Source organism: Cobetia sp. MB87 (assembly GCF_011319755.1).
Classification (GTDB): domain Bacteria; phylum Pseudomonadota; class Gammaproteobacteria; order Pseudomonadales; family Halomonadaceae; genus Cobetia.
Window position 1 is genome coordinate 365,605 of the sequence record NZ_VFBC01000005.1, and the last position, 22,836, is coordinate 388,440.

Consider the following 22,836-nt stretch of genomic DNA (forward strand, 5'->3'; position numbering starts at 1 on the left):
CCACAGCAGTCTCCACAACAACGTCATCGATCACTCTACCGCCCTCCGCGTCTCAAGTCTGATGGTCTATGCCTACAGGTCGATGCCTGCTGATCGATATCTACTGATCTTTGCCTGGTGAGCGATACCGCAAACCGCCAGACCGCGCACCGCCAGGTCGACTCGAGACTAGCGCCACAGCGTGCACACAGTATGTCCTTGCGATCGCATGAGATGGTCGGCAACCGCAGTGTGACGCAGGGTCACGTCCATGGCGGATGACCCGCCGCATGAGTTTCGCCATAATATGCGCCATTCAGACGGGCAGCCCCCGTTCACCGGACTCAAGGACTGGTCGCATGTGGTTCAAGAACCTGCAACTGTATCGCCTGCACGATAGCGCACCGCTGGAAGAGGGTCGTCTCGCCGATGCCCTGCCGGAGCATGTCTTCCGCCCTGTCACCGGCGTCGAAGCCAAGCGTATCGGCTGGGTGGCACCGGGCGGCCGCAACAGCGATCTGCTGGTGCACGAGATTCAGGGCCATTTCCTGATCAGCGCCCTGCGCCAGGAGCGCGTACTGCCCTCCGCCGTGGTCAAGGAAGAGCTGGAGGAGCGCGTGGCCGAGCGCGAGACCGCCGAAGGTCGTCCGCTGCGTCGCCGCGAGAAGCTGACCCTCAAGGAGCAGATCTACGAGGAGCTGCTGCCGCGCGCCTTCACGCGCTCCTCGCGCACCGACCTGTGGTGGGACAGCCGTCGCGGCCTGATCGCCGTCAACGCCTCGAATGCCAAGCGCGCCGAGGAAGTGCTGGACCTGCTGCGCCAGACTCTGGGCACGCTCAAGGTCACCCCGCTAGCCGTCGCGCAGCCGCCATCCCAGGTGATGACCACCTGGCTCAAGGATGTCAGCTCGCGCCCGGAAGACCTGATCGTCGGTGATCAGGTCGAACTCAAGGCGCCGGGCGGCGAAGATGGCGTACTGCGTGCGCGCCAGTTCGATCTCGACGGCGAGGAAATCCAGACGGCGCTGAATCTCGGCCGCGTGGTCAGCAAGTTGGCACTGGAAGTCGATGGCCGCGTCGCGCTGGTGCTCGGTGAGGACATGGCACTCAAGAGCCTCAAGTTCGCTGATGCCGTGGTCGATGAAGCCAACGCCCAGGATGATGGCGAAGACCCCATCCTGCGTCTGGAGACCGACTTCGCGTTGATGGCCCAGGTGTTGTCCGGCGTGATCGAGCAGATGACCGCCTGGCTGGGTGGTGAAGCCCAGCCCGCCAGCTGAGCCTTGGGCCCGCTGCCGACCTTCTCTTTTTTTCAGAATGACAAACCCGGATGACGTGCGTCGATGACTGACACTGCAACACCCAAGCCTGCCACGACCAGCGAACAGGACCCGTTCGCCGATATTCGCCCCTACCATGACGACGAGGTAGCGGAGGTGCTGGTACGCCTGGAGCAGGACCGCGAGCTGCTCGACACCCTGACGCGTTTCCGCCTGCCGGGCCTGACCCAGCGCTTCCCGTGGCTGGCACGCCAGATCGCGCGCCTGGCCATAAAGCGCGAGATGATTGGCGTCAAGGATGTTGCCAGTTTCCAGAGCCGCATTGCCGTCTACATGGCGCGCATGATCCACACCACCACCACCAGCTTCGAGACGGTGGGACTGGAGCGTCTGTCGCCGGACACGCCGTATCTATTCCTGTCCAACCATCGCGACATCTCGCTGGACCCGGCCTTCGTCAACTACGCCCTCTATCGTCACGGGCGTGACACGGTGCGCATCGCCATCGGTGACAACCTTCTGCAGAAACCCTTCGTCACCGACCTGATGCGCCTCAACAAGAGCTTCATCGTGCCGCGCTCCGCCAAGGGCAAGCGCGCGATGCTGGCCGCCTACCAGTCACTGTCGGGCTATATCCGCCACTCGCTGACCCACGACCAGCACTCCATCTGGCTGGCCCAGCGTGAAGGGCGCGCCAAGGACGGCCGTGACGGCACCGAAAGCGCCATCATCAAGATGCTGACCATGGCGGCACGCACCGCCGACAAGACGCGTCCGTTCAGCGAGGCGGTCAGCGAGCTCAACATCGTGCCGGTGTCGATCAGCTACGAGTTCGACCCCTGCGACCTGCAGAAGGCGCGTGAGCTGGCGGCCGTCGCCAATGAAGGCCGTTACGAGAAGGTGCAGTACGAGGACATCAAGTCCATCGCAGCGGGCATCAGCGGCCACAAGGGGCGCGTCAAGCTGGTGTTCGGCGAGCCGCTCAAGGGCGACTTCGAGACCCCGGAAGATGTGGTGAAGGAAGTCGACCGTCAGGTGCTGGCCTACTACACCCTCTACCCGAGCCATCAGCTGGCACTCGAGAAGCTGGCCGCCAGCCGCCCGCAGCTGCGAGAGGAGCCGCGCCTGGCCTCGGCGCTGGATGTCTCGGCCATCAGCGGTGCCGAGCGCGCCACCTTCGAGAACCGCCTCGCAGAGGTGCCCGCAGAGCTCAAGGACTGGTGGCTGGTGCAATACGCCAACCCGATCCTCAATCGCGAAGGGCTCTCCATCGATCTCGATGAGAAGCTCGATGCCGCCGAGGCGACGGACGGCGAGAAGGTCGCACAGTAAGACGGCGCCAGACACTTCGCCCCCGCACTTGGCACGACCAAAGCCACGAAAAAGCCACCGTCAATCGACGGTGGCTTTTTCGTTGGGCAGGACTGGACAGTACTACTTGCGCCAGAAGCTGGGCGAGAACAGCACCAGCACGGTCAATATCTCGAGACGCCCCATCAGCATGCCGATGCACAGCAACCACTTGGCGCTGTCCGGCAGGCTCGAGAAGTTGCCCGCCGGGCCGATGATCTCACCCAACCCCGGGCCGACGTTGGTGACGGCCGTGGCGGCGCCGGTCACCGCGGTGACCAGATCCAGCCCGATGAACGACAGCGCCAGCGCCAGGCCACCGATGGTGATGAAGAAGAAGAACGAGAAGGCGATCACCGCGCGCACCACCTCGTCGGGCAGCGCACGGCCGTTGTAGCGCTGCGAGAAGACGCCGTTGGCATGGATCAGCGAGCGCAGATGATTGCCGAGCATGATCAGCCCGATCTGCAGGCGGAAGATCTTCATGCCGCCGCTGGTCGAGCCGCTGCAGCCGCCGACGAAGGTCAGATAGAAGAAGGCCACCACCGCAAAGGGCCCCCAGGCACTATAGTCGTCGCTGGCGTAGCCGGTGGTCGTCACCACCGAGATGACATTGAAGGTCACCTGGGTCAGCGCCGTGAAGATGGCCTCGCCATTGACGACGCGATACAGCGTCAGCAAGGCGATCACCCATCCCAGCAGCCGCAGGAAGCCGCGCACCTGGGCATCACGCCACAGGACGCCGGCCTGATCCTGCCAGGCACGGATGAACAGCACGAAGGGCAGCGCCCCCAGCAACATGAAAGCCGAGGCCATCCACAGCAGATAGGGCCGGTCGGAATAGACGCCCATCGAGCTGTCGTAATTGGAGAACCCGCCGGTGGCCAGCGACGTCATGCCATGCACCAGCGCATCCAGCCAGTGCATGCCACCCAGCCAGTAACAGACGATGGCCAGCAAGGTCAGCCCGACGTAGACCAGTCCGATGGCCTTGGCCACGCCACCGGCACGCGGCAGCACCTTGTCGGACCAGTCCGAGGATTCGGTCTGGAACAGGCGCATGCCGCCGACCTTCAGAAACGGCAGGATCGCGATCGCCATCACGATGATGCCGATGCCGCCGACCCACTGCATCAGGCCGCGCCACAGCTTGAGACCATCCGAGAGCCCTTCGATGTCTGACAGCACGGTCGAGCCGGTGGTGGTGATCGCCGACACCGATTCGAACACGGCATCGGTCACGCCCAGGTGGGTGGCCCCGAAGATCAACGGCAGGCTCGAGTAGGCCGATACCAGTACCCAGCTCAGCGTGGTCAGCACGAACATCGCACGTGGCTTGAGCTGCAGCTCCACCTTGCGCGATACCGTCAGCATGATGGCCGCCGAGCCGAGCGTGATGCCCAGCGAGATCAGGAAGGCGCTGGCATCCGCATCCGCTTCGCCGAGCAACACCAGCAAGGGCGCCAGCATCATCAAGGCCACCACGCACAGCAGCAGGCCGAGCACCCGGATGACCGGCAACCACTCCGAGAGCGAGAGAAGGCGAACCAGCGCCTGCGAGTGCGCTCGGGTCGCCTGCCCTGCGCGCGCCCGTCTGCGCCGCCGTTTCGGCGCGCCAGCCTTCATGCCACCGACCTGTTGATGACAGTCATCATTGTGCGTCCTCAGCGTTTTACCCCATGACGCCCCGGGCGCCAGTCTCAGTGCGGCGATACCCTACACCCTCTTCCGCCGCTGTCCAGCGCCGCCACAGCGGTGACCCGCCGCAGGACATCACGCCCCGACACCTCACGTCAGGCGCCTTGTGCCGCCCCGCAAGCTGCTATCCTGCCAACGACACGCGTAGCCACGCCGCCTGCTCAGTGCCAACACGCCTGAGTCCGGTTGGGCTGCCCAACCCCTGTACGGTACACTGAGGCCCCAATATGGCAACGATGCGTTCACGGACAAGAACCTCATGCGTCTGACTGATTGGCGAGCCTGGCAGGCGAGTGCGACCCGCACCGCCCACGACAGCCGCGTAGATATCACCCCCTCCCCGCGTGCCGAGCAAGTCCCGGCCATGCAGCGTCGTCGACTCAGCCCGGTCGGCCAGGCCTGCTGCAAGCTGCTGTTCGCGCTCGACCCTGACGCCGACCTGCCCATCATCCATGCCTCGCGCCATGGCGATACCGGCAAGATTCTCGCCCTGCTGGATGCCGCCACCCAGTCCGACGAGGCCCTGTCACCGGCGCGCTTCTCGCTCTCGGTGCACAACGCCGTGCTGGGCATGTACTCGATCACCGGCAAGTCCCATCAGCCGCTGGAAGCCCTCGCCGCCTGTGGCAACGAATTCGAGGCGCTGATGAGCGAGGCGCTCGGCTATCTGAGCGAGCGCGAGGACGTCATCGTGCTGTTCTCCGATATCGCCGCACCGGAGGCTTTCCTGCACCACGGTGACTACCCGGCCTGTGCCAGCGCCGTCGCCCTGCGCCTGAGCCGCAGCAGTGACGAAGACAGTGCATGGACACTGAGTGCCACGCCGGGCGAGACGTTGACGGACAGCGCCCCGACGCCACTTGAGGTCATCGCCTGGCTTGAGCAGGCCGGGAGCAAGACGCTCGCCTGTCGCCGCCATCACTGGCAGCTGAGCCGCGCTCACGCCGCCTCACCGACGCCACCAGCAGACTGATGCCGCGCATGCTGTCGTCTCCCCTCGGACGCCTGTGGCGTGGCATCGCCACGGCCATCAGCTTCCTGACCTTCGGGCTGGGCGGTTTGCTGGTGGGGGGAATGTGGCCACTGCTGACACTGGTGGTGCGCCGCCCCGACAAGCGACAGAAGCTTGCGCGCAGCATCATCCATCACTGCATGCGCGGCTTCGTGGCTCTGATGCGCGGCCTGGGCGTGCTCGACTATCGCCTGCACGACTGCGAGCGCCTGCAACGTCCGGGCCTGCTGGTCCTGGCCAATCACCCAACACTGATCGATGTGGTCTTCCTGCTCGCGCTGATTCCCCACGCCGACTGCGTGGTCAAGGGGCGGCTGGCGCGCAACCCCTTCACCCGTGGCCCCATCCGTGCCGCAGGCTACATCACCAATGAAGAGCCGCAGGGCGTGCTGGATGCCGCCCGCGAGAGCCTGGCCAAGGGCAACGCCCTGATCCTGTTCCCCGAAGGCACACGCAGCGTGCCGGGCCGCGCCCTGAAATTCCGCCGTGGCGCCGCCAACATCGCACTGCGCACGCCAAGCGAGATCACCCCCGTGCTGATCGACTGCCAGCCCAGCACCCTGACCAAGGGCGAACCCTGGTATCACATCCCGGCCCGGCGGGTGATGCTCAACATCAAGGTGCTGCCGGACATGACGTCACATGTCGCACCGCCACCGGCAACAGAAGATGAGGTACCGCTGTCACGCGATGCCCGCCAGTTGACGCGCCGCCTGGCCAGCGACTTTGCCGCTGAACTGGCCGCCTTTCAGCAACGGATCCGCGAGTCATGACAGCGCGGACAGCCATGCTGCCCTGATCTCGCTATTGATCCGATAGCGAGAAAAAGCGATTAAGATATTCGGCCTTCCCGCCGTTAATAAAGCCTGCTGCCATTCATACCGGCCATTATCGGTACGCCGACACGAGGAATACTCATGAGCGATAGCGCCAAGCTGGAACTGGAACTCAAGCAACTGATCATCGACACCCTGGAGCTTGAAGACATCACCCCGGACGACATCGTCGCCGATGAGCCGCTGTTCGTGGACGGCCTGGGGCTGGATTCGATTGACGCCCTGGAACTCGGTCTCGCGCTGCAGAAGCAATACGGCATCACGCTGGACGCCGAAGCCGAGGACACCCGCGCGCATTTCGCCAGCCTCAATGCCCTGCGTGAACTCGTGGAGGCCCGTCGTGAGCGCTGAGCAACAGACCGCGTCCCGCGAAGAGATCTACGCGCATGTCCGCAGCACCCTGATCGAGCTGTTCGAGATCGATGCCGCTGACATCCACCCCGAGGCGCTGCTCTATGAAGACCTCGACATCGACAGCATCGATGCGGTGGATCTGGTGGTCGAACTCAAGAAGTTCACCGGCCGACGCATCGACGCCAATGACTTCAAGAGCGTACGCAGCCTCGATGACGTCGTGACCGCCGTCGAGCAGCTGATGCAGCGCCAGGCATGACATCATTGTCCTCTGGTCGAAGGCGGCGCCCGTCACTGCCGAGCCTGCTGCTCGGCGGGCTGGGTGTCGTGGCCGCCGTAGGCTGGCCGCTGCTGGTCTATGCCCTGCTCTCGCGGCTGACGGCAGACCCGGCGGGCGATGCGACCAGCGGACATGTCTCGCCCTGGGTGTGGGCACTGATCGCGCTGGGCGCCTTGCTGATCCAGCGTCTGCCCCTGCCGTTGATCCTGCGCCTGACGCTGGCCGCGCTGCTGATCATCATCAGCCTGCTCAGCGAGGCGGAACTGGGGTTGCGCGCCTATCCGGTGCTGGTCAATCTGGCCATGCTCAGCGTGTTCGCCACCAGTCTGTGGCGTGGCATGCCGGTCATCGAGCGCCTGGCACGTCTCAAGGAGCCTGATCTGCCTGCCGCCGGCGTGCGTTATACCCGCAAGGTCACCCGAGTGTGGTGCGGCTTCTTCGTCTTCAATGCCAGTGTGGCCGCGGCCACGGCGCTGTATGCCGACCTTGCGACCTGGACGCTCTACAACGGCCTGGTGAGCTACGTGCTGATGGGGCTGCTGTTCTGCGGCGAATGGCTGGTACGCCGTCGCCTGCGCCGCGCCGATGACTGAGCGCTCAGGCTGTCGCCCGCCAGCCGCCCGCTCCCGATGAATCCGACTTTCTGAAGAGTTGCCTGCCTCACATGCCTGATGCCCGCCAGCCTGCCAGCCGCGCCACTGAGCAAGACGCCGCCCAGCGCGCCACCCCCCTCATACGTCAGGGCTGGCGTCAGCTCGCCCGACTCGCGCCCGAAGCACCGGCCTGCTGGCTGGCCAGTCCCGGTCAGCCGCTGCGCCCACTGAGTCGTGCCGCGCTGATGGCACGCGTCGATGCCTGGCATCAGTGGCTGGACAACCTGCCCGCTGCACATGCTGGCCGCCGGCCCGGCGCACGTTGGGTGCTGTTCCAGCCCACGGCGCTTGGCGCCTGCGTGCAGCTGCTGGCGCTGTGGGAGCGCGGCATGCTCGCCGTGCTGCCCGGCGATGACCGTCCGGATACCCTGGCCCGTCTGGCCGCGAGCAGTGATGGCCAGCTGCCCGAGACCAGCCCCGCAGGCTGGCCGACCGAGCCGCTCGATTCGAGCGCCGCGCCCGGCACACGCCCCGAGATCACGCCTGATGGCGCGCGTCTCGCGCTGGAGCTTTGCACCTCCGGCTCCACCGGCGAGCCGCTGCGCATCGCCAAGCGCTTCGATCAGCTCGAGGCCGAACTGGCCGTGCATCGCGCGTTGTGGCCGCTGGCGCCGGGCCCTTCAGACACCGACTCAGCGTCTGGGCCAGGCACAGACACCGTCAGCCTCAGCCAGGTCAGCCATCAGCACATCTATGGTCTGCTGGTGTCGCTGCTGCGCCCGCTCAGCGAAGGGATGCCCTTTCTCAGCGAAGCCTGCCACTACCCGGAGCAGTTGGCCGCCGCCATCGCGCAGCTGTCCGGCCTCGGGCATCGCTGCCAGCTGGTCAGCTCGCCGGCCCAGCTGGCGCGCCTGCCCCAGGCCAGTGACGAAAGCCGCGTGGCGGGACAGGTTCAGGATCAGGCTCAGGTGCTGCGGGTCTTCTCTTCGGGTGCTCCGCTACCGGCCGAGGCCGCCCGCCACGCCGAGCATTGCCTGCAGGCACCGGTGATCGAGATCTACGGCAGCACCGAAACGGGCGGCATCGCGCATCGTCGCCAGCACGAGACGCCCCACTGGACACCACTGCCGGAAGTCGAGCTGCGCTTCTCGCCCGCCTTCGCGGTGCGCTCGCCGTTTCTGGAGCAGCCGGACCAGTGGTGGCAGCAGGCCGACAACGCCGCGCCGCTGACGACTGAACCACAGTCGCCGGGCGATCAGAGTGAAGCGCCACGCTTCCAGCTGCTGGGGCGCAGTGATCGACTGGTCAAGCTGGCCGGCAAGCGTGTCTCGTTGAGCGCGGTGGAGCGCTGCCTCAGAGAGCAAGCGCAGGTGGTGGAGGTGCGATGCCTGCCGATGCCCACCCGCGATCATCGCCTGGGCGCAGTCGTGGTGATGGAGGAGCGCGCGCTGCCGCAGAACCACGCCAGCCGCCGCGACCTGATCGCGCGTCTGCGCCGCGCGCTGATGCCGGGCTTCGAGCGCATCGCCCTGCCGCGCTACTGGCGCTTCGTCACGCGCCTGCCGCTGAATGCCCAGGGCAAGTTCACTGCGGACTCCGTCGCGCGGCTGTTTGCCGATCTCGACGATCATCGTCTGCCACGCTGGCTGGGCGAAACCTCCAGCGGCCCGCAGCAGCTGACGCTGGAAGCCGAGGTGCCCGACAGCCTGTGCTATCTCGAGGGGCATTTCGTCGCCCAGCCACTGGTGCCCGGCGTGGTGATGCTCAAGTGGGCACGCGATCTCGGCCGCCGCCTGCGCCTGGCGGGCGCCGGCGTGGCGGAAAGTCGTTTTCAGCGCCTGGAGCGCATCAAGTTCTCCAACCTGTTGCTGCCGGGCATGCGCTTCACGCTGGCCACGACACTGGTCGCCGACAGCCACGGTCTGCGCGTCGACTTCCGTCTGGAATCCCGCGCGGGACTGCACGCCAGTGGCCGCTTGCGCTACGGTGCTGATACCGATGACACACCTTTCAGTTCACCCCGGCCGACACCCACACCGGAGGCGTCATGAGCCAACCCCAGGCGCCGATGACCGGCCACACATCCTCGCCCCCCGTCAGCGAGTCGCCACTGCGCGCCTGCGTGGTGATTCCGGTCTACGACCACCCCGCTACCATCGCCGGCGTGTGTGCGGGTCTGGCACCGCTCGGGCTGCCCATCGTGCTGGTGGATGATGGCTGCAGCGCGCCCTGCGCCGAGGTGCTGGATCAGCTGGCAGCCGAGGGTCATCACCTGGTGCGTCGTGAGCGCAATGGCGGCAAGGGTGCTGCAGTGCGCAGTGGGCTGCAGGCCGCCCAGCAGCTCGGCTTCACCCATGCCCTGCAGGTGGACGCCGATGGACAGCACGACGTCAGTGACCTGCCCGCCTTCCTCAACGGCATGCAGGAGAATCCCGACTGCCTGCAGATCGGCTATCCGCAATACGACGCCAGCGTGCCGCGCATCCGTTTCTATGGCCGCTACGCCTCACACATCTGGGTGTGGATCAACACCCTGTCGCTGGCCATCCGCGACACCATGTGCGGCGTCCGCCTCTATCCGCTGGCCGCCACCAACCGGCTGCTGGCGCGTCATGACTGTGGCGACCGCATGTCCTTCGACACCGAGGTGCTGGTGCGCTGGTACTGGGCCGATGGTCAGGTCGCCAACCTGCCGGTGCATGTCAGCTACCCCACCGGAGGCGTCAGCCACTTCCGCCCCGGTCACGACAACCTGTTGATCAGCGCCATGCACACGCGGCTGTTCCTCGGCATGCTGCTGCGCTCACCGAGACTTGCCTGGCGCACGCTGTCGGGACGCAATGGCAAGACATCATCCACTCATGTCAGTCGCCCCTCGCAGCCTGACGACGCGAAGGGGAAACACGAATGACCCATTGGGCACGCCTGTCGGAAACCGGCTCCACCACTGGCATGCGCCTGATGGTGACGATTCGTCGTCGCCTCGGTGCCTGGCCGTTTCGCATCGCGCTGTTTCCGGTGCTGGTGTGGTACTTCCTGCTGCGCGGGGTGGCGCGGCGTGCTTCCTTCGACTTCCTCAAGCGCCTTGAGCCAGAGCTTGGCGGCGTGCGCCTGTGGACGAGAAGCTTTGCCCACTTCATGCAGTTCGGTGAGGCGATCATGGACAAGGTCTCGGCCTGGAGCGGCGAGATTCCGCTGTCCTCGCTGACCGGCACCGGTCCGGAAGACCTGCGCGACGCCGCGCTGCGTGGCGAGGGCGGCATCATCCTCGTCGCCCACCACGGCAATCTGGATGTGATCAATGCCATCGGCGAGCGCCACGACATCGACCTGTGCGCGCTGGTGCACACGCGCCACGCCGAGAAGTTCAATCAGCTGCTGGAGCAGGCCACCGGCCGCAAGCCGCCGCAGATGATCGAGGTCAGCGAGATCACGCCTGCCACTGCCATGGCACTGGGCGATCGCGTCAATCGCGGCGGCTTCGTGGTCATCGCCGCCGACCGCGTGCCGATTCCGCCCACCGTCGACGATGCCAAGGCAGACTCCCCTTCGGTAGCAGGCAGCAGACCCGCGTCGCCGGCCAGTGCCGCGGCCTCACCGCGCGTGCTGCACTGTGACTTCATCGATCAGCCCGCGCCCTTCCCGCAGGGGCCCTTCATGCTGGCCGCGCTGCTGCGCTGTCACGTCTATACCCTGAGCTGCATTCGCGAGCAGGGTGGCGCCCATCCGCGTTTCCGGGTCGACTTCGCGCCCTTCGATGACAGCCGCGCCGTCAAGCGCAGCGGTCGCGAGGCGTGGATCCAGCAGGCCATGCAGCGCCACGCCCGTCATCTGGAAGCGCGCGTGAAGCGCCATCCGCTGCAGTGGTTCAACTTCTTCGATTTCTGGCATCAGGCGCCAGACAGCGCGTCGGCTCCGAAACAGGACACCTGATCCGCGCCGGGCCTGCGACGACGCTGCTTCGCGCCCGGCTCTGCGGCCTTCACCTTGTTCGGTCTTCACGTTCAGCGCATTTTCACGCTTCTCTACTTCGCCAGGTACCTCGTCATGTCACAGCCCGCCACCTCTTCCTCCGCCCTGATGCTCGACGGCAGTGATATCACCCTCGAGCAGTTGATCGATGTCGCCGAAGGCCGCCGTGAGGTGCGCCTGACCCCGGATGCCGCCTTCCGCGCCCGTATCGAGGCCGGCCCGGCCCTGCTGGAACGCCTGCTGGAAGAGGAAGGCGTGGTCTACGGCGTCACCACCGGTTACGGCGATTCCGTGACGCGTGCCGTGCAGGGGGCCGATGACCTCGAAGCCCTGCCGCGCCACCTCTATACCTTCCACGGCTGTGGCATGGGCGCGGACCTGGATGTGGTCAGCAGTCGCGCGGTGGTGATGGTGCGCCTCGTCTCGCTGTGTCGTGGTGTCTCCGGGGTCAGCATGGCGCTGCTGGAGCGCCTCGTATGGCTGCTCAATCACGACATCCTGCCGCGCATTCCCGAGGAAGGCTCGGTGGGCGCCAGCGGTGACCTCACCCCGCTGTCCTATGTGGCCGCCGTGCTGTGTGGCGAGCGGGAAGTCTGGGTGTGCCCCAGTGCTGATCAGCCCCACGCGCTGCGCCCGACAGCCGAGGTCTTCGCCGAGCACGGCCTGACGCCCTATGTACTGCGCCCCAAGGAAGGCCTGGCACTGATGAACGGCACCGCCGTGATGACGGCCCTCGCCGCACTGGCCTATGGCCGCACCACCTACCTCAGCCGCCTGAGCGCGCGCATCACCGCGCTCAGTGTGCAGGCGCTGGAAGGCAACCCCTACCACTTCGATGCCGACCTGTTCGCTGCCAAGCCGCATCCCGGCCAGGCCCGCGTAGCGCAGTGGCTGCGCGATGATCTGGCCCACCCGGCAGCGCCGGAAGTCGACGCCACGCCGATCAACTCACCGCGCCTGCAGGACCGCTACTCGACGCGTTGTGCGCCGCATGTCATCGGCGTGGTCGAGGACAGCCTGAACTGGTGGCGCAGCTTCCTGGAGACCGAGCTCAACAGCGCCAACGACAACCCGCTGATCGATGTCGAGGCGGGCAAGATTCTCCACGGCGGCCACTTCTACGGCGGCCATGTGGCGATGGTGATGGACAGCCTCAAGACGGCGGTCGCCAACCTGGCCGACCTGCTCGACCGCCAGCTGGCCCTGCTGGTCGACAGCCGCTACAACCGTGGCCTGCCCAGCAACCTCAGCGGTGCCACGCCCGAACGCGCGCCACTCAATCACGGCTACAAGGCGGTGCAGATCGGCGCCTCGGCCTGGACGGCGGAAGCCCTCAAGCTGACCATGCCCGCCAGCGTCTTCTCGCGCTCCACCGAATGCCACAATCAGGACAAGGTCAGCATGGGCACCATCGCCGCGCGGGATGCGCTGCGCGTGCTGACACTGGTGGAGCAGGTCGCAGCCGCCACCCTGCATGCCGCCGTGCAGGGCAGCGAGCAGCGCGCCGACATCACGGGCCAAGCCGCCACGCCGCCCAGACTGGCCGCCTTCACCCGTGAGCTGCGTGAAGGCATCGCACCCCTCGAGGAAGACCGCGCTCTGGAAGCCGACCTGCGCCTGCTGTGCGCGCGCATCCGTGAACGTCATTGGACCCTGAGCGCCGGCGAGGCCAACGCATGAGCGAGCGGACAGCCTTGAGCGAAACAGCCTTGAGCGAGAAACAAGCCATGAATCAGCCCACAGACACGCCGATGCCGACCGCCACGGTAGAGATGGAAGTGCCCTTCCACGACGTCGACATGATGGAAGTCGCCTGGCACGGCCATTACGTGCGCTATCTCGAGATCGCGCGCTGCAAGCTGCTCGACATGCTCGATTACAACTACCCGCAGATGCGCGATTCCGGCTACGCCTGGCCGGTGATCGACCTGCGCCTGCGCTATGCCGGCCCGGCGCGCTTCGGTCAGCGCATTGCCGTCACCGCACGGCTGCGCGAGTGGGAGAACCGCCTCAAGCTCGACTACGTGATCCGCGATGTCGAGAGCGGCAAGCGCCTGACCCGTGGCTACAGCGTGCAGGTCGCCGTCGGGTTGGAGGATGGCGAGATGCTGCTGGCCTCACCGCCTGCGCTCAGCGAGCGGCTGGCGAAGTGGCAAGCCGAACAAGCGCTGACACACGCAAGCGATTCACCTGACTCCCCTTCCGACACCCGAGGAACGCCGTGATGACGTCACGCCTTGCCATTGCCGCCACTGCCCTGTTGATCGGAGCTGCCTCGCTGGCCCAGGCCGCTGAATTCGACGCCCGTGCCCTGACACAACAGCTGGCGCGCACCGCCCCGGTCTGCGGTGATTTCCAGCAGACGCGCTGGCTCGAGGATGTCGGCGCAGAGCTCGAGAGCCGGGGTCACTTCCGCCTGATCGGCGACCCTAACGCACCCGAAGGCCTGGTGTGGGAAACCACTTCGCCGATTGAAGACCGTCTCGAGATGCGCCCCGATGCCAGCCAAGGCCCGAATGGCGAACCGCTGCCGGCCGACCAGCAGGCGATGGCGGAGCTGCTGATCAGCTTCTTCCACGGCGACTGGCAGGCGCTGGAGGAGCACTTCTCCCTGACATTGACGGGTACGCCGGATGACTGGCAGGCCAGCCTGACGCCCAACGATGCTCGCCTCGCCGAGGCCATCGAGCACCTCGAGATCGACGGTGGCAGCTGGCTGGAACACGTGAACCTCGCCAGCGGCGACGGCGACCGTCTCGAGTTGACCCTCACCGCCGGCGGTCACTGCGAACGATGACATCACCCAGCCGTGAGTCACGCAATGGGCTGGATCGCGCCGTCTGGCGCTGGCTGTGGGCCGCCGCCCTGCTGCTGTGCGCGCTGCTGCTGGCCGCGAAGATCATCCCGCAGAGCCCATGGCGTGGGGCGATCGATACCCGCATCACCGCCATGCTGCCAGAGCAGGAACGCAGCCCGCTGGCGGCGCGCGCCGAATCGCTGGATGACACCGCCAACCGACTGGTGATTCTGGTCGGCGCAGACGATGCCAGCGCCGCCGCACGCAAGCAGCGTGACGCTGCCGCCCAGGCGCTGCGTCAGGCGCTCGCGCCCATCGCGAGGCTGGATGACAGCAAGAGCCTCGAAAGCCTGCGCCTGCCAGCAGAGGACCAGCCGGCGCTGATCGCCCCGTCGCTTGCAGGCCTGAGTGACGATGAGTGGCAGGCACGCGCCCTCAGACAGCTGTTCCAGCCCGGCGGCCAGCGTGATCTGATCCGCGACCCCTTCGGTCTCGCCGGCGCCTGGCAAAGCTGGCTGACACCCGCCAACCTGTCGCTGTCCGGCGGTCAGCTGTTGCTGCGCGCGCCGACGTCAAGCGCTGACCAACCCGACAACGGTTACCGCCTGATCAGCGCCACCCTCACCGGCAGCGCCTACGCGATGGGTGATCAGCAGGCGCTGGAGCAGGCCGTGAATGGCGTGAAGGCCGACTATCCCGACATCCGGCTGCTGCGCTCCGGGCTGGTCTTCCATGCAAGCTCAGGTGCCAAACAGGCCAAGCAGGAGATGTCGACCATCGGGCTCGGCTCGCTGATCGGCGTGCTGCTGTTGCTGTGGGCGGTGTTCGACACCCCACGGCGGCTGCCGTTGCTGCTGGTGCCGGTGGCCACGGGCGTGCTGTTCGCGCTGCCGCTGACCTGGTGGGCCTTCGGCAGCCTGCATGTGCTGACGCTGGCCTTCGGCGCCAGCCTGATCGGCATCTCCATCGATTACGTGCTGCATCTGGAATGCATGCGCCGCCTGGCGACGACGAAGGGCCGTGACGGACTCGCCGCGCTATGGCCGGGCCTGACGCTGGGGCTGTGCTCCAGCCTCGCCGCCTATCTGGCCATCACCCTGACGCCGATGCCCGGGCTGCGCCAGATGGGCATGTTCGCGGCGCTCGGCTTGATCGGTGCCTGGCTGAGCGTGCGCCTGTGGCTGCCGCAACTGCCACTGCCGGCACAGGCCACTCGCGAGGGCTCCCCCGCCGCCCGCGCCGCAGTCTGTCTGGCGCGCGCCATTCCCGGCAGGCGCAGCTGGCAGGCGCTGGGTCTGCTGCTGGTGGCCGCGCTGGCCAGCCTCTACGCCCTGCGCAGCGATGACCGCCTCACTCAGCTCAACCCCTCGCCTGCATCGCTGATCAACGAGCAGCGCGAGGTCCAGCGTCTGCTCGCCGAACCGGACGGCCTGCGCTACCTGATCGTGCAGGCCGAGAATGACGCCGCCCTGCTCTCGCGCCTGCATGCGCTGGAAGACACCTTTCAGCAGCTGAATGCCCAACAGCAGCTGGGCCACTGGGCAAGCCTCGCCCAGCAACTGCCGACGCTTGAACAGCAGCAGGTCAACCTCGTCGCCATGCGTGAGCGCACCCGCACCCTGCTGCCCCAGGTGCTGAGCACCGCAGGCCTGCCGCCCGAACTGGTCAAGCGCGCCGAGCAGGCCATCGCTGACGCCCACCCGCTGCGCCCGGCCGATTGGGTCGCGCTGCCCGCCGGTGAGATGGGCCAGCGACTGTGGCTCGACTCCCGCACCACCGCCATCGGCATCGTGCGCTTCGGCGATGTCACGGCTGAGGGCGGCGCAGCGCTTGCGCGCCTCGCCGCGGATGACGACAGCCTCGAGTATGTCGACCAGGTCGCCAGGCTCTCGACGACGCTGGGCAGAATTCGCAGCGAGATGGCCTGGCTGGTCGGCGGCGCGGTGGTCTTGATCAGCCTGCTGCTGGCGCTGCGCTATCGCCACAGCACCTGGCGCGCCCTGCTGCCGCCACTGGGCGGACTGGTACTGACGCTGGCGACCCTGACGCTGGCAGGCGTCGGCCTCAACCTGTTCCACCTGCTGGGTCTGTTGCTGGTTCTGGGGATTGGCCTCGATGCCGGCATCTTCTGTGCCGAGCATCCGGCGCGCAGCGCAGAAAAAGACAGGATCGGAGACACCGCCAGCCGCGCCTCGCAGGCCAGCCTGCTGGCGATTTCGCTGTCGTGCGCCTCCAGCCTGCTAGCCTTTGGATTGTTGAGCTTCAGTCAGACACCCGCGCTGGCGGCACTGGGGCTGGCTTGCCTGCTGGGGCTGAGCGCCACCTGGTGCCTGGTGCCCTTCGCACGCAGTTGAGGCGGGTCTGAAGCGAGAGGCAAGCAAGCCGCAGGGAACGCAGCGCAACATCAACACATAACGACAACGATATCGATATCGACAACAACAGGGGACGAGGCCATGGAATCGGCAGATCGCAGCAACAACCCACCACGCAAGGAAGTCATCATCATCGGCGCTGGGCCCGCCGGTGCGGCGGCGGCAGCGTGGCTGGCGCGCGCAGGCCACGCGGTGCGGGTACTGGAGCGCAGTCACTTCCCGCGCTTCTCCATCGGCGAAAGCCTGCTGCCACGTTGCATGCAGCATCTGGAGGCCTGCGGCCTGCTGGAGGCCGCCGCTGCCGGAGGCTATCAGCGCAAGACCGGTGCGGCCTTCACCCGCCGCGGTGAGCATCGCGTCATCGACTTCCGCGACAAGTTCAGCGACGGCCCCGGCACCACCTGGCAGGTGGAGCGCGCCGACTTTGATCAGCGTCTGATCGAGGGCGCGCGGGCGGCAGGTGCCGAGGTCGAATTCGGCGTCACGGTCACGGGCTTCACTCCTGATCGCGCCGCCCAGAGCGACACCACCGGCCATGCCCAGGGGCCTTGCCTCACGCTGGAAGATGGCCGCGAGCTCAAGGCCGGCTTCGTGCTGGATGCCAGCGGCTATGGCCGCGTGCTGGCGCGGCTCGAATCGCTTGAGCGTGACCCTCGTCTGGAGCCGCGCATGGCGCTGTTCGGTCATGTTCACGATGGCATCGCCGATCTTGCGCCGCCCGCCGAGGGCTATCGCCGCGACAATATCCTGATCGCCTCGCACCCGGTGCATCCCGATGTCTGGTACTGGCTGATTCCCTTCGCCAATGGCCGCGCCTCGCTGGGCGTGGTCGGTCCGCGCGAGCTGATCGAGCCTGCCGCCGAAGACGATGCGCAGACACGCCTGTGGCAGTGGGTGATGGAAGAACCGCGCCTGGCGGAGCTGCTGCGTGATGCCACGCCCGCCAACGCCGTGCAGTCGCTGGGCGGTTACAGCGCCGATGTCAGCCGCCTGCATGGCCCGGGCTATGCCCTGCTCGGCAATGCCGGCGAGTTTCTGGACCCGGTGTTCTCCTCCGGCGTGACCATCGCGCTGGAATCGGCGCTGCGTGCCGCACCACTGGTCGAGCGCGAGCTTACCGCGTCCCGCGATGAGCAGCGCCCCGACTGGGACAGCGAATACGAGCAGCCATTGCGGTGGGGCATCGAGGTCTTCCGCGAGTTCGTCACCGCCTGGTATGACAGCCGCCTGACCGACATCATCTATCATCCTCGCTCGCCGGACCGCATTCGCCAGATGATCAGCTCGGTGCTCGCCGGCTACGCCTGGGACACGGCCAATCCCTTCGTCAGCGCCAGTCGCCGCCGTCTGACGGCCCTTGCCAGACTGACCGCGCCCGAGCAGGCACTCACGCCTGACAGGGTGCAGGAAAGCGACCCGGTCGCTGGCCTGAGCGCCTTCGGCCGCACAGCAAGCGTCGGCGAGAACAGGTAAAGTAGCCTCATGAACAACATGCCTTTCGCCTCTCACGCTGATTCCACAGGGCTGCGCAGCCGCCTCAGGCTGGCCAGCCTTGCCGTGGCCGCCGGTCTGCTGTTGAGCGGCTGCAGCCTGCTCGCCCCGCAGCCGCTACAGGCTGCCAGCCCGATGCCGACGCTTGCGAGTCTCGAGAAGACCAGTACCCAACGTCTGATTCTGCGTGTGGCGCGTATAGAGAGTGAAGGCGGCGCGCAGCGTGCTGTTGATGCTGACGAGAGTGCGCAGGAGCGCAACCTGCCGCCTCTCATCGGCGTACTGCACCAATCGCCCGAGGCCATGCGGCTGGTCATGCTCAGCGTGCAGGGCCAACGCCTGCTGACGCTGGTACATGACGCCGACGGCAGCCGTTTCGAGAAGGCACGCCCGGAAGTGCTCGAGAAGCTGCCCTTCACCGCCGACTGGCTGGCACGGCGTATCGCCTGGGTGCACTGGCCGCAGGCCGCGATCGATACCGCCTTTGCGAACACAGGCTGGCAGCTGGTACAACGCGGCGACTGGCAGCAACCTCGTCAGCCCGCGCAGCGCATCATCCTGCAAGACGATGTGACCATCGCCGAGCTGACCCGCGATGCCAGCGGCCGCGTGACACTGCGCGACCCGGCGGCCGACATGCAGCTGACGCTGGAACCGCTGGCAGCGCCCAGCACACAGAACGCCCCTGACGACTCACCGGAAGCTCCCGCGCATGACTGAATCTGTTGCAACCGTGGCCACTGCTACCACGAAGGGCCGCGACACTGGCAACGCCTGCCGCCTGTCACGCCCCGGCATCGTCTGTCCGCTGGGCGCAGACCACGGCCTGATCAGCAGTGCGCTGTTCAGCGCCAGCCGTGGCCTGCGTGTCAGCGATGACTTCAGCCCCGGCACGCCGCTGTCACTGGGACGCGTCACCGCGCGGCTGGTGGATGACAGTGACTGGCCGGCCCCGCTGCGCTCACGCAACAATCGGCTGCTGGCCACCGCGCTTGAGCAGCTGGCACCGGAGCTTGAGGCTCTCAAGCGCCAGGGCATCGCGCCGGAGCGCATCGGCGTGGTGCTCGGTACCAGCACCTCCGGCATCGGGGAAACGGAAGCCGCAATGGACGCCCAGCGCGCCGCCGTCGCTCAGGGCACGCCGAGCGCCGACAGCTGGCCGGAAAACTTTGAATACCGCCGTCAGGAACTGGGCGCACCCGCCGAGTGCGTGGCCTGGCTGAGCGGCGCGCGCGGGCCGGTCTACACCCTGTCCACCGCCTGCACCTCCAGCGCCAAGGCCCTGGCCAGTGCACGGCGTCTGCTGGCCTCCGGCCAGTGCGATGCGGTGATCGCCGGCGGTGCCGACAGCCTGTGCCACATGACGGTGAAGGGTTTCATGAGCCTGGAGGCCGTCAGCCGCAAGGAGAGCCTGCCGCTGGGAGCCGAGCGCGATGGCATCAATCTGGGCGAGGCCGCAGTGCTGTTCGTGGTCACACCTGAAGGCGGTGGCGTGCAACTGACCGGTGTCGGTGAGTCCAGTGATGCCCATCACATCTCCGCGCCCTGCCCCGAAGGCAGCGGCGCCGAGGCCGCCATGCGCGGCGCGCTCGCCAGTGCCGGTCGCGCCCCCGGCGAGATCGACTACATCAACCTGCACGGCACCGCCACGCCACTCAATGATGCGATGGAAAGCCTCGCCATCAGCCGTCTGTTCGGTGCCACTGTCGATCCTGACAGCGGTTCTGATGCCGGTGCCGGTTCTGATATCGAACAGCCCCGTCTGCCCGCCGTCAGCTCGACCAAGGCCCTCACCGGCCACACGCTGGGCGCCTGCGGGGCACTGGAAGCCGCCTTCTGCTGGCTGGCGCTGGAACATGGCCGTCTGCCGCCGCATGCCACGCCACGTGAGGCGCTGGACCCGACACTGCCCGCGCTCAACATCGTCTATCGTGACCGCCCCGAGACCCCGCCGCTCAGAGTGATGAGCAATGCCTTCGCCTTCGGCGGCAACAATATCTCGCTGGTGCTGGAGCGCCACACCCCCGACCCGGAGTCCTCTGCATGCTGACCCCGAGCACCGACCCCGACTCAACGACTGCCCCTGACACACCTGCTGGCGAGGCGTGCTATCCCGCCATGCCCTGCGCCATCGCCCCCTATGTGCCCCATGATGCCGGCATGTGCCTGCTGGATAGCGTGCTGCGTTGTGACGAGCACTCGCTGAGCGCCGACATCACCCCGACGCCAGACAATCTGTTCGCCGAGCAGAATGCCGACGGCCAGGCCGTGATTCCCGCCTGGGTCGGGCTTGAATGGATGGCGCAGGCCATCGCCGCCTGGTCGGGTATGCAGGCCGCGCGCAGCGATCAGCCGCCACGGGTCGGCTTTCTGCTCGGCAGTCGCCGCTATGAGAGCGAAGTCGCCGCCTTTTCCTGCGACTGTCGCTGGCAGATTCATGTTCAGCTCGACTATCGCGCCGACAACGGTCTGGGCGCCTTCGAGGCCACCATCAGCGACGAGCACGGCACCACTGTCGCCCGTGCCGGCGTCAATGTCTTCGAACCCGCGCCCGAGGCGCTGTCCTCAGCGGCGTCTACACAAGCCCCCGCTCAAGAATCCTCACCCGGACAGCAGGATGCTGCCGGTGCCTCATCGCAAGGTAATGTCTGATGTCTGTCACATCCCCCACTACTGAAACTGCCACCGCCGCCCCTGAGACACGCGAGTGGATTCTGGTCACCGGCTCCAGCCGGGGTATCGGCCGCGCCATCGCGCTGCGTCTGGCCCGCGAAGGCTACAACCTGGTGCTGCATTGTCGCTCGCGCCGTGACGCCGCCGAGGAGGTCGCGCGTGAGATCAGCGCCCTGGGCGGTGAATCGCGCATCCTGAGCTTCGATGTCGCCGATCGCGAGGCCGCGCGCAGCGCGCTGGAAGCCGATATCGAGGCCCACGGCTGCTACTACGGAGTGGTCTGCAATGCCGGTATCCATGCCGACAACGCCTTCCCGGCGCTCACCGATGAAGACTGGGACAGCGTGATCCGCACCAACCTCGATGGCTTCTACAACGTCATCAAGCCGCTTTCCATGCCGCTGGTACGCCGCCGCAAGCCGGGGCGCATCATCGTGATGTCCTCGGTGTCGGGCATGATGGGCAATCGGGGTCAGGTCAACTATTCCGCCGCCAAGGCGGGGTTGATCGGCGCGGTCAAGGCACTGGCGGTGGAGCTGGCCAAGCGCCGCATCACCGTCAATGCCGTCGCCCCGGGCGTCATCGCCACCGAGATGACCGAAGGCGTCGAGATGGAAGAGGCGCTGAAGATGATTCCCATGCGCCGCGCGGGGGAAGCCGAGGAAGTCGCCGCCACCGTGGCCTTCCTGTGCTCGAAGGATGCCGGCTACATCACCCGCCAGACCATCGCGGTGAACGGGGGCATGTTCTGATGACGGCTTCCTCTCACGCACTGCGCGGCAGACGTGTCGTGGTCACCGGCATGCATGGCTTCTCGCCCATCGGCAATGACTGGCCGACACTGCGCGCCAATCTGGCCGCCGGGCGCACCGGCATCCGCTATATCGAGGACTGGGACAAGTACGACGGCCTCAACACCCGTCTCGGCGCGCCGGTCAACGATTTCGAACTGCCGAAACACTACAACCGTCGCGCGCTGCGCAGCATGGGGCGTGTGGCGCAGCTGGCGACCCGCTCCAGCGAGCTGGCGCTGGAAGCGGCGGGCCTGAGTGACAGCCCGCTCAAGGAGAGCGGCCAGATGGGCATCGCCTACGGCGCCTCCGCCGGGGAGCCGGATGCGGTGGCCGACTTCGGCAACATGCTGATCAATCACTCCACCGACGGGCTCAGCGCCAATTCCTATATCCGCATGATGGCGCATACCGCGCCGGTCAATATCGGCGTCTTCCTCGGTATCAAGGGGCGGATTCACACCACCTCCAGCGCCTGCACCTCGGGCAGTCAGGGCATCGGTTACGCCTATGAGGCGATCCGCTTCGGTCGCCAGACCGCGATGGTCGCCGGTGGCTGCGAGGAGCTGTCTGCCGCCGACGCCGCCGTGTTCGATACCCTGTTCGCCACCAGCACCTGCAATGAGCGCCCGGACCTGTCACCGCGGCCCTTCGATGCCGAACGTGATGGCCTGGTGATCGGCGAAGGCGCCGGCACGCTGATTCTGGAAGAGCTGGAACACGCCCTGGCGCGCGGCGCGACCATCCACGCCGAGATTCTCGGCTTCGGCACCAACTCCGATGGCCGTCACGTCACCCAGCCGGACGCCAACATGATGGAAGCCGCGATGCGCATGGCGCTGGAGGATGCCGGTGTCGAGGCCTCACAGATCGGCTATGTCAGCGCCCATGGCACCGCCACCGAGCGCGGCGATATCGCCGAGAGCCACGCCACCCATGCCGTGTTCGGCGATTCCACGCCGATCAGCGCCTTCAAGAGTTTCACCGGCCATACCCTGGGCGCCTGTGGCGCGCTGGAGGCCTGGATCGCCATCGAGATGATGCGTGAGGGCTGGTTCCACGGCACCGCCAATCTCACCAGTCTCGACCCGCGCTGTGCGCAGCTCGACTACCTCACCGGCGCAGGCCGCGAGATCGAGACGGACACCGTGATGAGCAACAACTTCGCCTTCGGTGGCATCAATACCTCGCTGATTCTGCGTCGCTGGCAGGAGTGACTTCACCGCGAGCGAGCTAGTGCACGACTGTCGCTACCAGACGACTTTGCAGCGGGTCAGTTCTGGCGCAAGATACGCGCCCGCTGCATGGTCTATGGTGTGATTGGCTCACGCCTTTGGCTGTCTGACGGCGATATT

At 66.6% G+C, this 22,836-nt stretch carries 21 protein-coding genes; 20 read left to right on the plus strand and 1 reads right to left on the minus strand.

The features are described 5' to 3' along the window. Positions 1 to 338 precede the first annotated feature (338 nt). Both CDPAHKCJ_RS04905 and CDPAHKCJ_RS04910 read left to right on the plus strand, forming a co-directional pair. Positions 339 to 1,259, plus strand: coding sequence for a recombination-associated protein RdgC (locus CDPAHKCJ_RS04905; protein WP_043331446.1), 921 nt, complete (start codon positions 339 to 341; stop codon positions 1,257 to 1,259). 63 nt (positions 1,260 to 1,322) lie between these two features. Further along, positions 1,323 to 2,591, plus strand: a complete 1,269-nt coding sequence (locus tag CDPAHKCJ_RS04910; RefSeq protein ID WP_052384259.1) for a 1-acyl-sn-glycerol-3-phosphate acyltransferase — start codon at positions 1,323 to 1,325, stop codon at positions 2,589 to 2,591. Positions 2,592 to 2,693: 102 nt separating this feature from the next. Here the strand turns inward: CDPAHKCJ_RS04910 and CDPAHKCJ_RS04915 are convergent, their stop codons facing one another. Then, a complete protein-coding gene (locus CDPAHKCJ_RS04915; protein WP_166018888.1) occupies positions 2,694 to 4,235 on the minus strand; it encodes a TrkH family potassium uptake protein in 1,542 nt (513 codons plus the stop codon). A 331-nt stretch (positions 4,236 to 4,566) separates the two neighbouring features. Here CDPAHKCJ_RS04915 and CDPAHKCJ_RS04920 point away from each other — a divergent pair, with 331 nt between their 5' ends. The 18 genes from CDPAHKCJ_RS04920 (at position 4,567) to CDPAHKCJ_RS05005 (ending at position 22,698) form a co-directional block, all read left to right on the plus strand. Beyond that, a complete protein-coding gene (locus CDPAHKCJ_RS04920; RefSeq protein WP_166018889.1) occupies positions 4,567 to 5,280 on the plus strand; it encodes a beta-ketoacyl synthase chain length factor in 714 nt (237 codons plus the stop codon). A gap of 8 nt (positions 5,281 to 5,288) precedes the next feature. Continuing rightward, positions 5,289 to 6,092, plus strand: coding sequence for a lysophospholipid acyltransferase family protein (locus tag CDPAHKCJ_RS04925; RefSeq protein WP_166018890.1), 804 nt, complete (start codon positions 5,289 to 5,291; stop codon positions 6,090 to 6,092). A gap of 144 nt (positions 6,093 to 6,236) precedes the next feature. Continuing rightward, complete coding sequence (locus CDPAHKCJ_RS04930; protein WP_043331448.1) at positions 6,237 to 6,506, plus strand: phosphopantetheine-binding protein; 270 nt, start codon at positions 6,237 to 6,239, stop codon at positions 6,504 to 6,506. Next, entirely contained in the window at positions 6,496 to 6,768 is a 273-nt protein-coding gene (locus tag CDPAHKCJ_RS04935; RefSeq protein WP_233593332.1) for an acyl carrier protein, read from the plus strand. Before CDPAHKCJ_RS04930 ends, CDPAHKCJ_RS04935 begins: the two co-directional genes overlap by 11 nt. Further along, positions 6,765 to 7,382, plus strand: a complete 618-nt coding sequence (locus CDPAHKCJ_RS04940) for a hypothetical protein (protein WP_166018892.1) — start codon at positions 6,765 to 6,767, stop codon at positions 7,380 to 7,382. The genes CDPAHKCJ_RS04935 and CDPAHKCJ_RS04940 overlap by 4 nt, the downstream gene beginning before the upstream one ends. Before the next feature lie 71 nt (positions 7,383 to 7,453). Then, positions 7,454 to 9,433, plus strand: coding sequence for an AMP-binding protein (locus tag CDPAHKCJ_RS04945; protein WP_166018893.1), 1,980 nt, complete (start codon positions 7,454 to 7,456; stop codon positions 9,431 to 9,433). Then, a complete protein-coding gene (locus tag CDPAHKCJ_RS04950; protein WP_240916654.1) occupies positions 9,430 to 10,293 on the plus strand; it encodes a glycosyltransferase family 2 protein in 864 nt (287 codons plus the stop codon). The genes CDPAHKCJ_RS04945 and CDPAHKCJ_RS04950 overlap by 4 nt, the downstream gene beginning before the upstream one ends. Next, positions 10,290 to 11,315 (plus strand): glycosyl transferase, encoded by a 1,026-nt coding sequence (locus tag CDPAHKCJ_RS04955; protein ID WP_166018894.1) that lies wholly within the window; start codon positions 10,290 to 10,292, stop codon positions 11,313 to 11,315. The genes CDPAHKCJ_RS04950 and CDPAHKCJ_RS04955 overlap by 4 nt, the downstream gene beginning before the upstream one ends. 114 nt (positions 11,316 to 11,429) lie before the next feature. Beyond that, positions 11,430 to 13,034: an aromatic amino acid ammonia-lyase gene (locus CDPAHKCJ_RS04960; protein ID WP_205700787.1), complete on the plus strand. Its 1,605-nt coding sequence runs from the start codon at positions 11,430 to 11,432 to the stop codon at positions 13,032 to 13,034. A gap of 47 nt (positions 13,035 to 13,081) precedes the next feature. Further along, complete coding sequence (locus CDPAHKCJ_RS04965; RefSeq protein ID WP_166018895.1) at positions 13,082 to 13,579, plus strand: acyl-CoA thioesterase; 498 nt, start codon at positions 13,082 to 13,084, stop codon at positions 13,577 to 13,579. Next, positions 13,579 to 14,151 carry a LolA-related protein gene (locus CDPAHKCJ_RS04970; protein WP_166018896.1) on the plus strand — a complete coding sequence of 191 codons (573 nt, stop codon included), beginning with the start codon at positions 13,579 to 13,581 and terminating at the stop codon, positions 14,149 to 14,151. Before CDPAHKCJ_RS04965 ends, CDPAHKCJ_RS04970 begins: the two co-directional genes overlap by 1 nt. Then, positions 14,148 to 16,505: a hypothetical protein gene (locus CDPAHKCJ_RS04975; RefSeq protein ID WP_166018897.1), complete on the plus strand. Its 2,358-nt coding sequence runs from the start codon at positions 14,148 to 14,150 to the stop codon at positions 16,503 to 16,505. The genes CDPAHKCJ_RS04970 and CDPAHKCJ_RS04975 overlap by 4 nt, the downstream gene beginning before the upstream one ends. 102 nt (positions 16,506 to 16,607) lie before the next feature. Beyond that, complete coding sequence (locus CDPAHKCJ_RS04980; RefSeq protein ID WP_166018898.1) at positions 16,608 to 17,999, plus strand: tryptophan 7-halogenase; 1,392 nt, start codon at positions 16,608 to 16,610, stop codon at positions 17,997 to 17,999. A 9-nt stretch (positions 18,000 to 18,008) separates the two neighbouring features. After that, a complete protein-coding gene (locus CDPAHKCJ_RS04985; protein WP_166018899.1) occupies positions 18,009 to 18,737 on the plus strand; it encodes a DUF3261 domain-containing protein in 729 nt (242 codons plus the stop codon). After that, a complete protein-coding gene (locus tag CDPAHKCJ_RS04990) occupies positions 18,730 to 20,067 on the plus strand; it encodes a beta-ketoacyl-ACP synthase (RefSeq protein WP_166018900.1) in 1,338 nt (445 codons plus the stop codon). Before CDPAHKCJ_RS04985 ends, CDPAHKCJ_RS04990 begins: the two co-directional genes overlap by 8 nt. Continuing rightward, positions 20,061 to 20,669 (plus strand): hotdog family protein, encoded by a 609-nt coding sequence (locus CDPAHKCJ_RS04995; protein WP_205700788.1) that lies wholly within the window; start codon positions 20,061 to 20,063, stop codon positions 20,667 to 20,669. The genes CDPAHKCJ_RS04990 and CDPAHKCJ_RS04995 overlap by 7 nt, the downstream gene beginning before the upstream one ends. Continuing rightward, positions 20,669 to 21,442, plus strand: a complete 774-nt coding sequence (gene fabG, locus CDPAHKCJ_RS05000; protein WP_166018901.1) for a 3-oxoacyl-ACP reductase FabG — start codon at positions 20,669 to 20,671, stop codon at positions 21,440 to 21,442. The genes CDPAHKCJ_RS04995 and fabG overlap by 1 nt, the downstream gene beginning before the upstream one ends. Continuing rightward, complete coding sequence (locus CDPAHKCJ_RS05005) at positions 21,442 to 22,698, plus strand: beta-ketoacyl-ACP synthase (protein ID WP_166018902.1); 1,257 nt, start codon at positions 21,442 to 21,444, stop codon at positions 22,696 to 22,698. Before fabG ends, CDPAHKCJ_RS05005 begins: the two co-directional genes overlap by 1 nt. Positions 22,699 to 22,836: the final 138 nt, after the last annotated feature.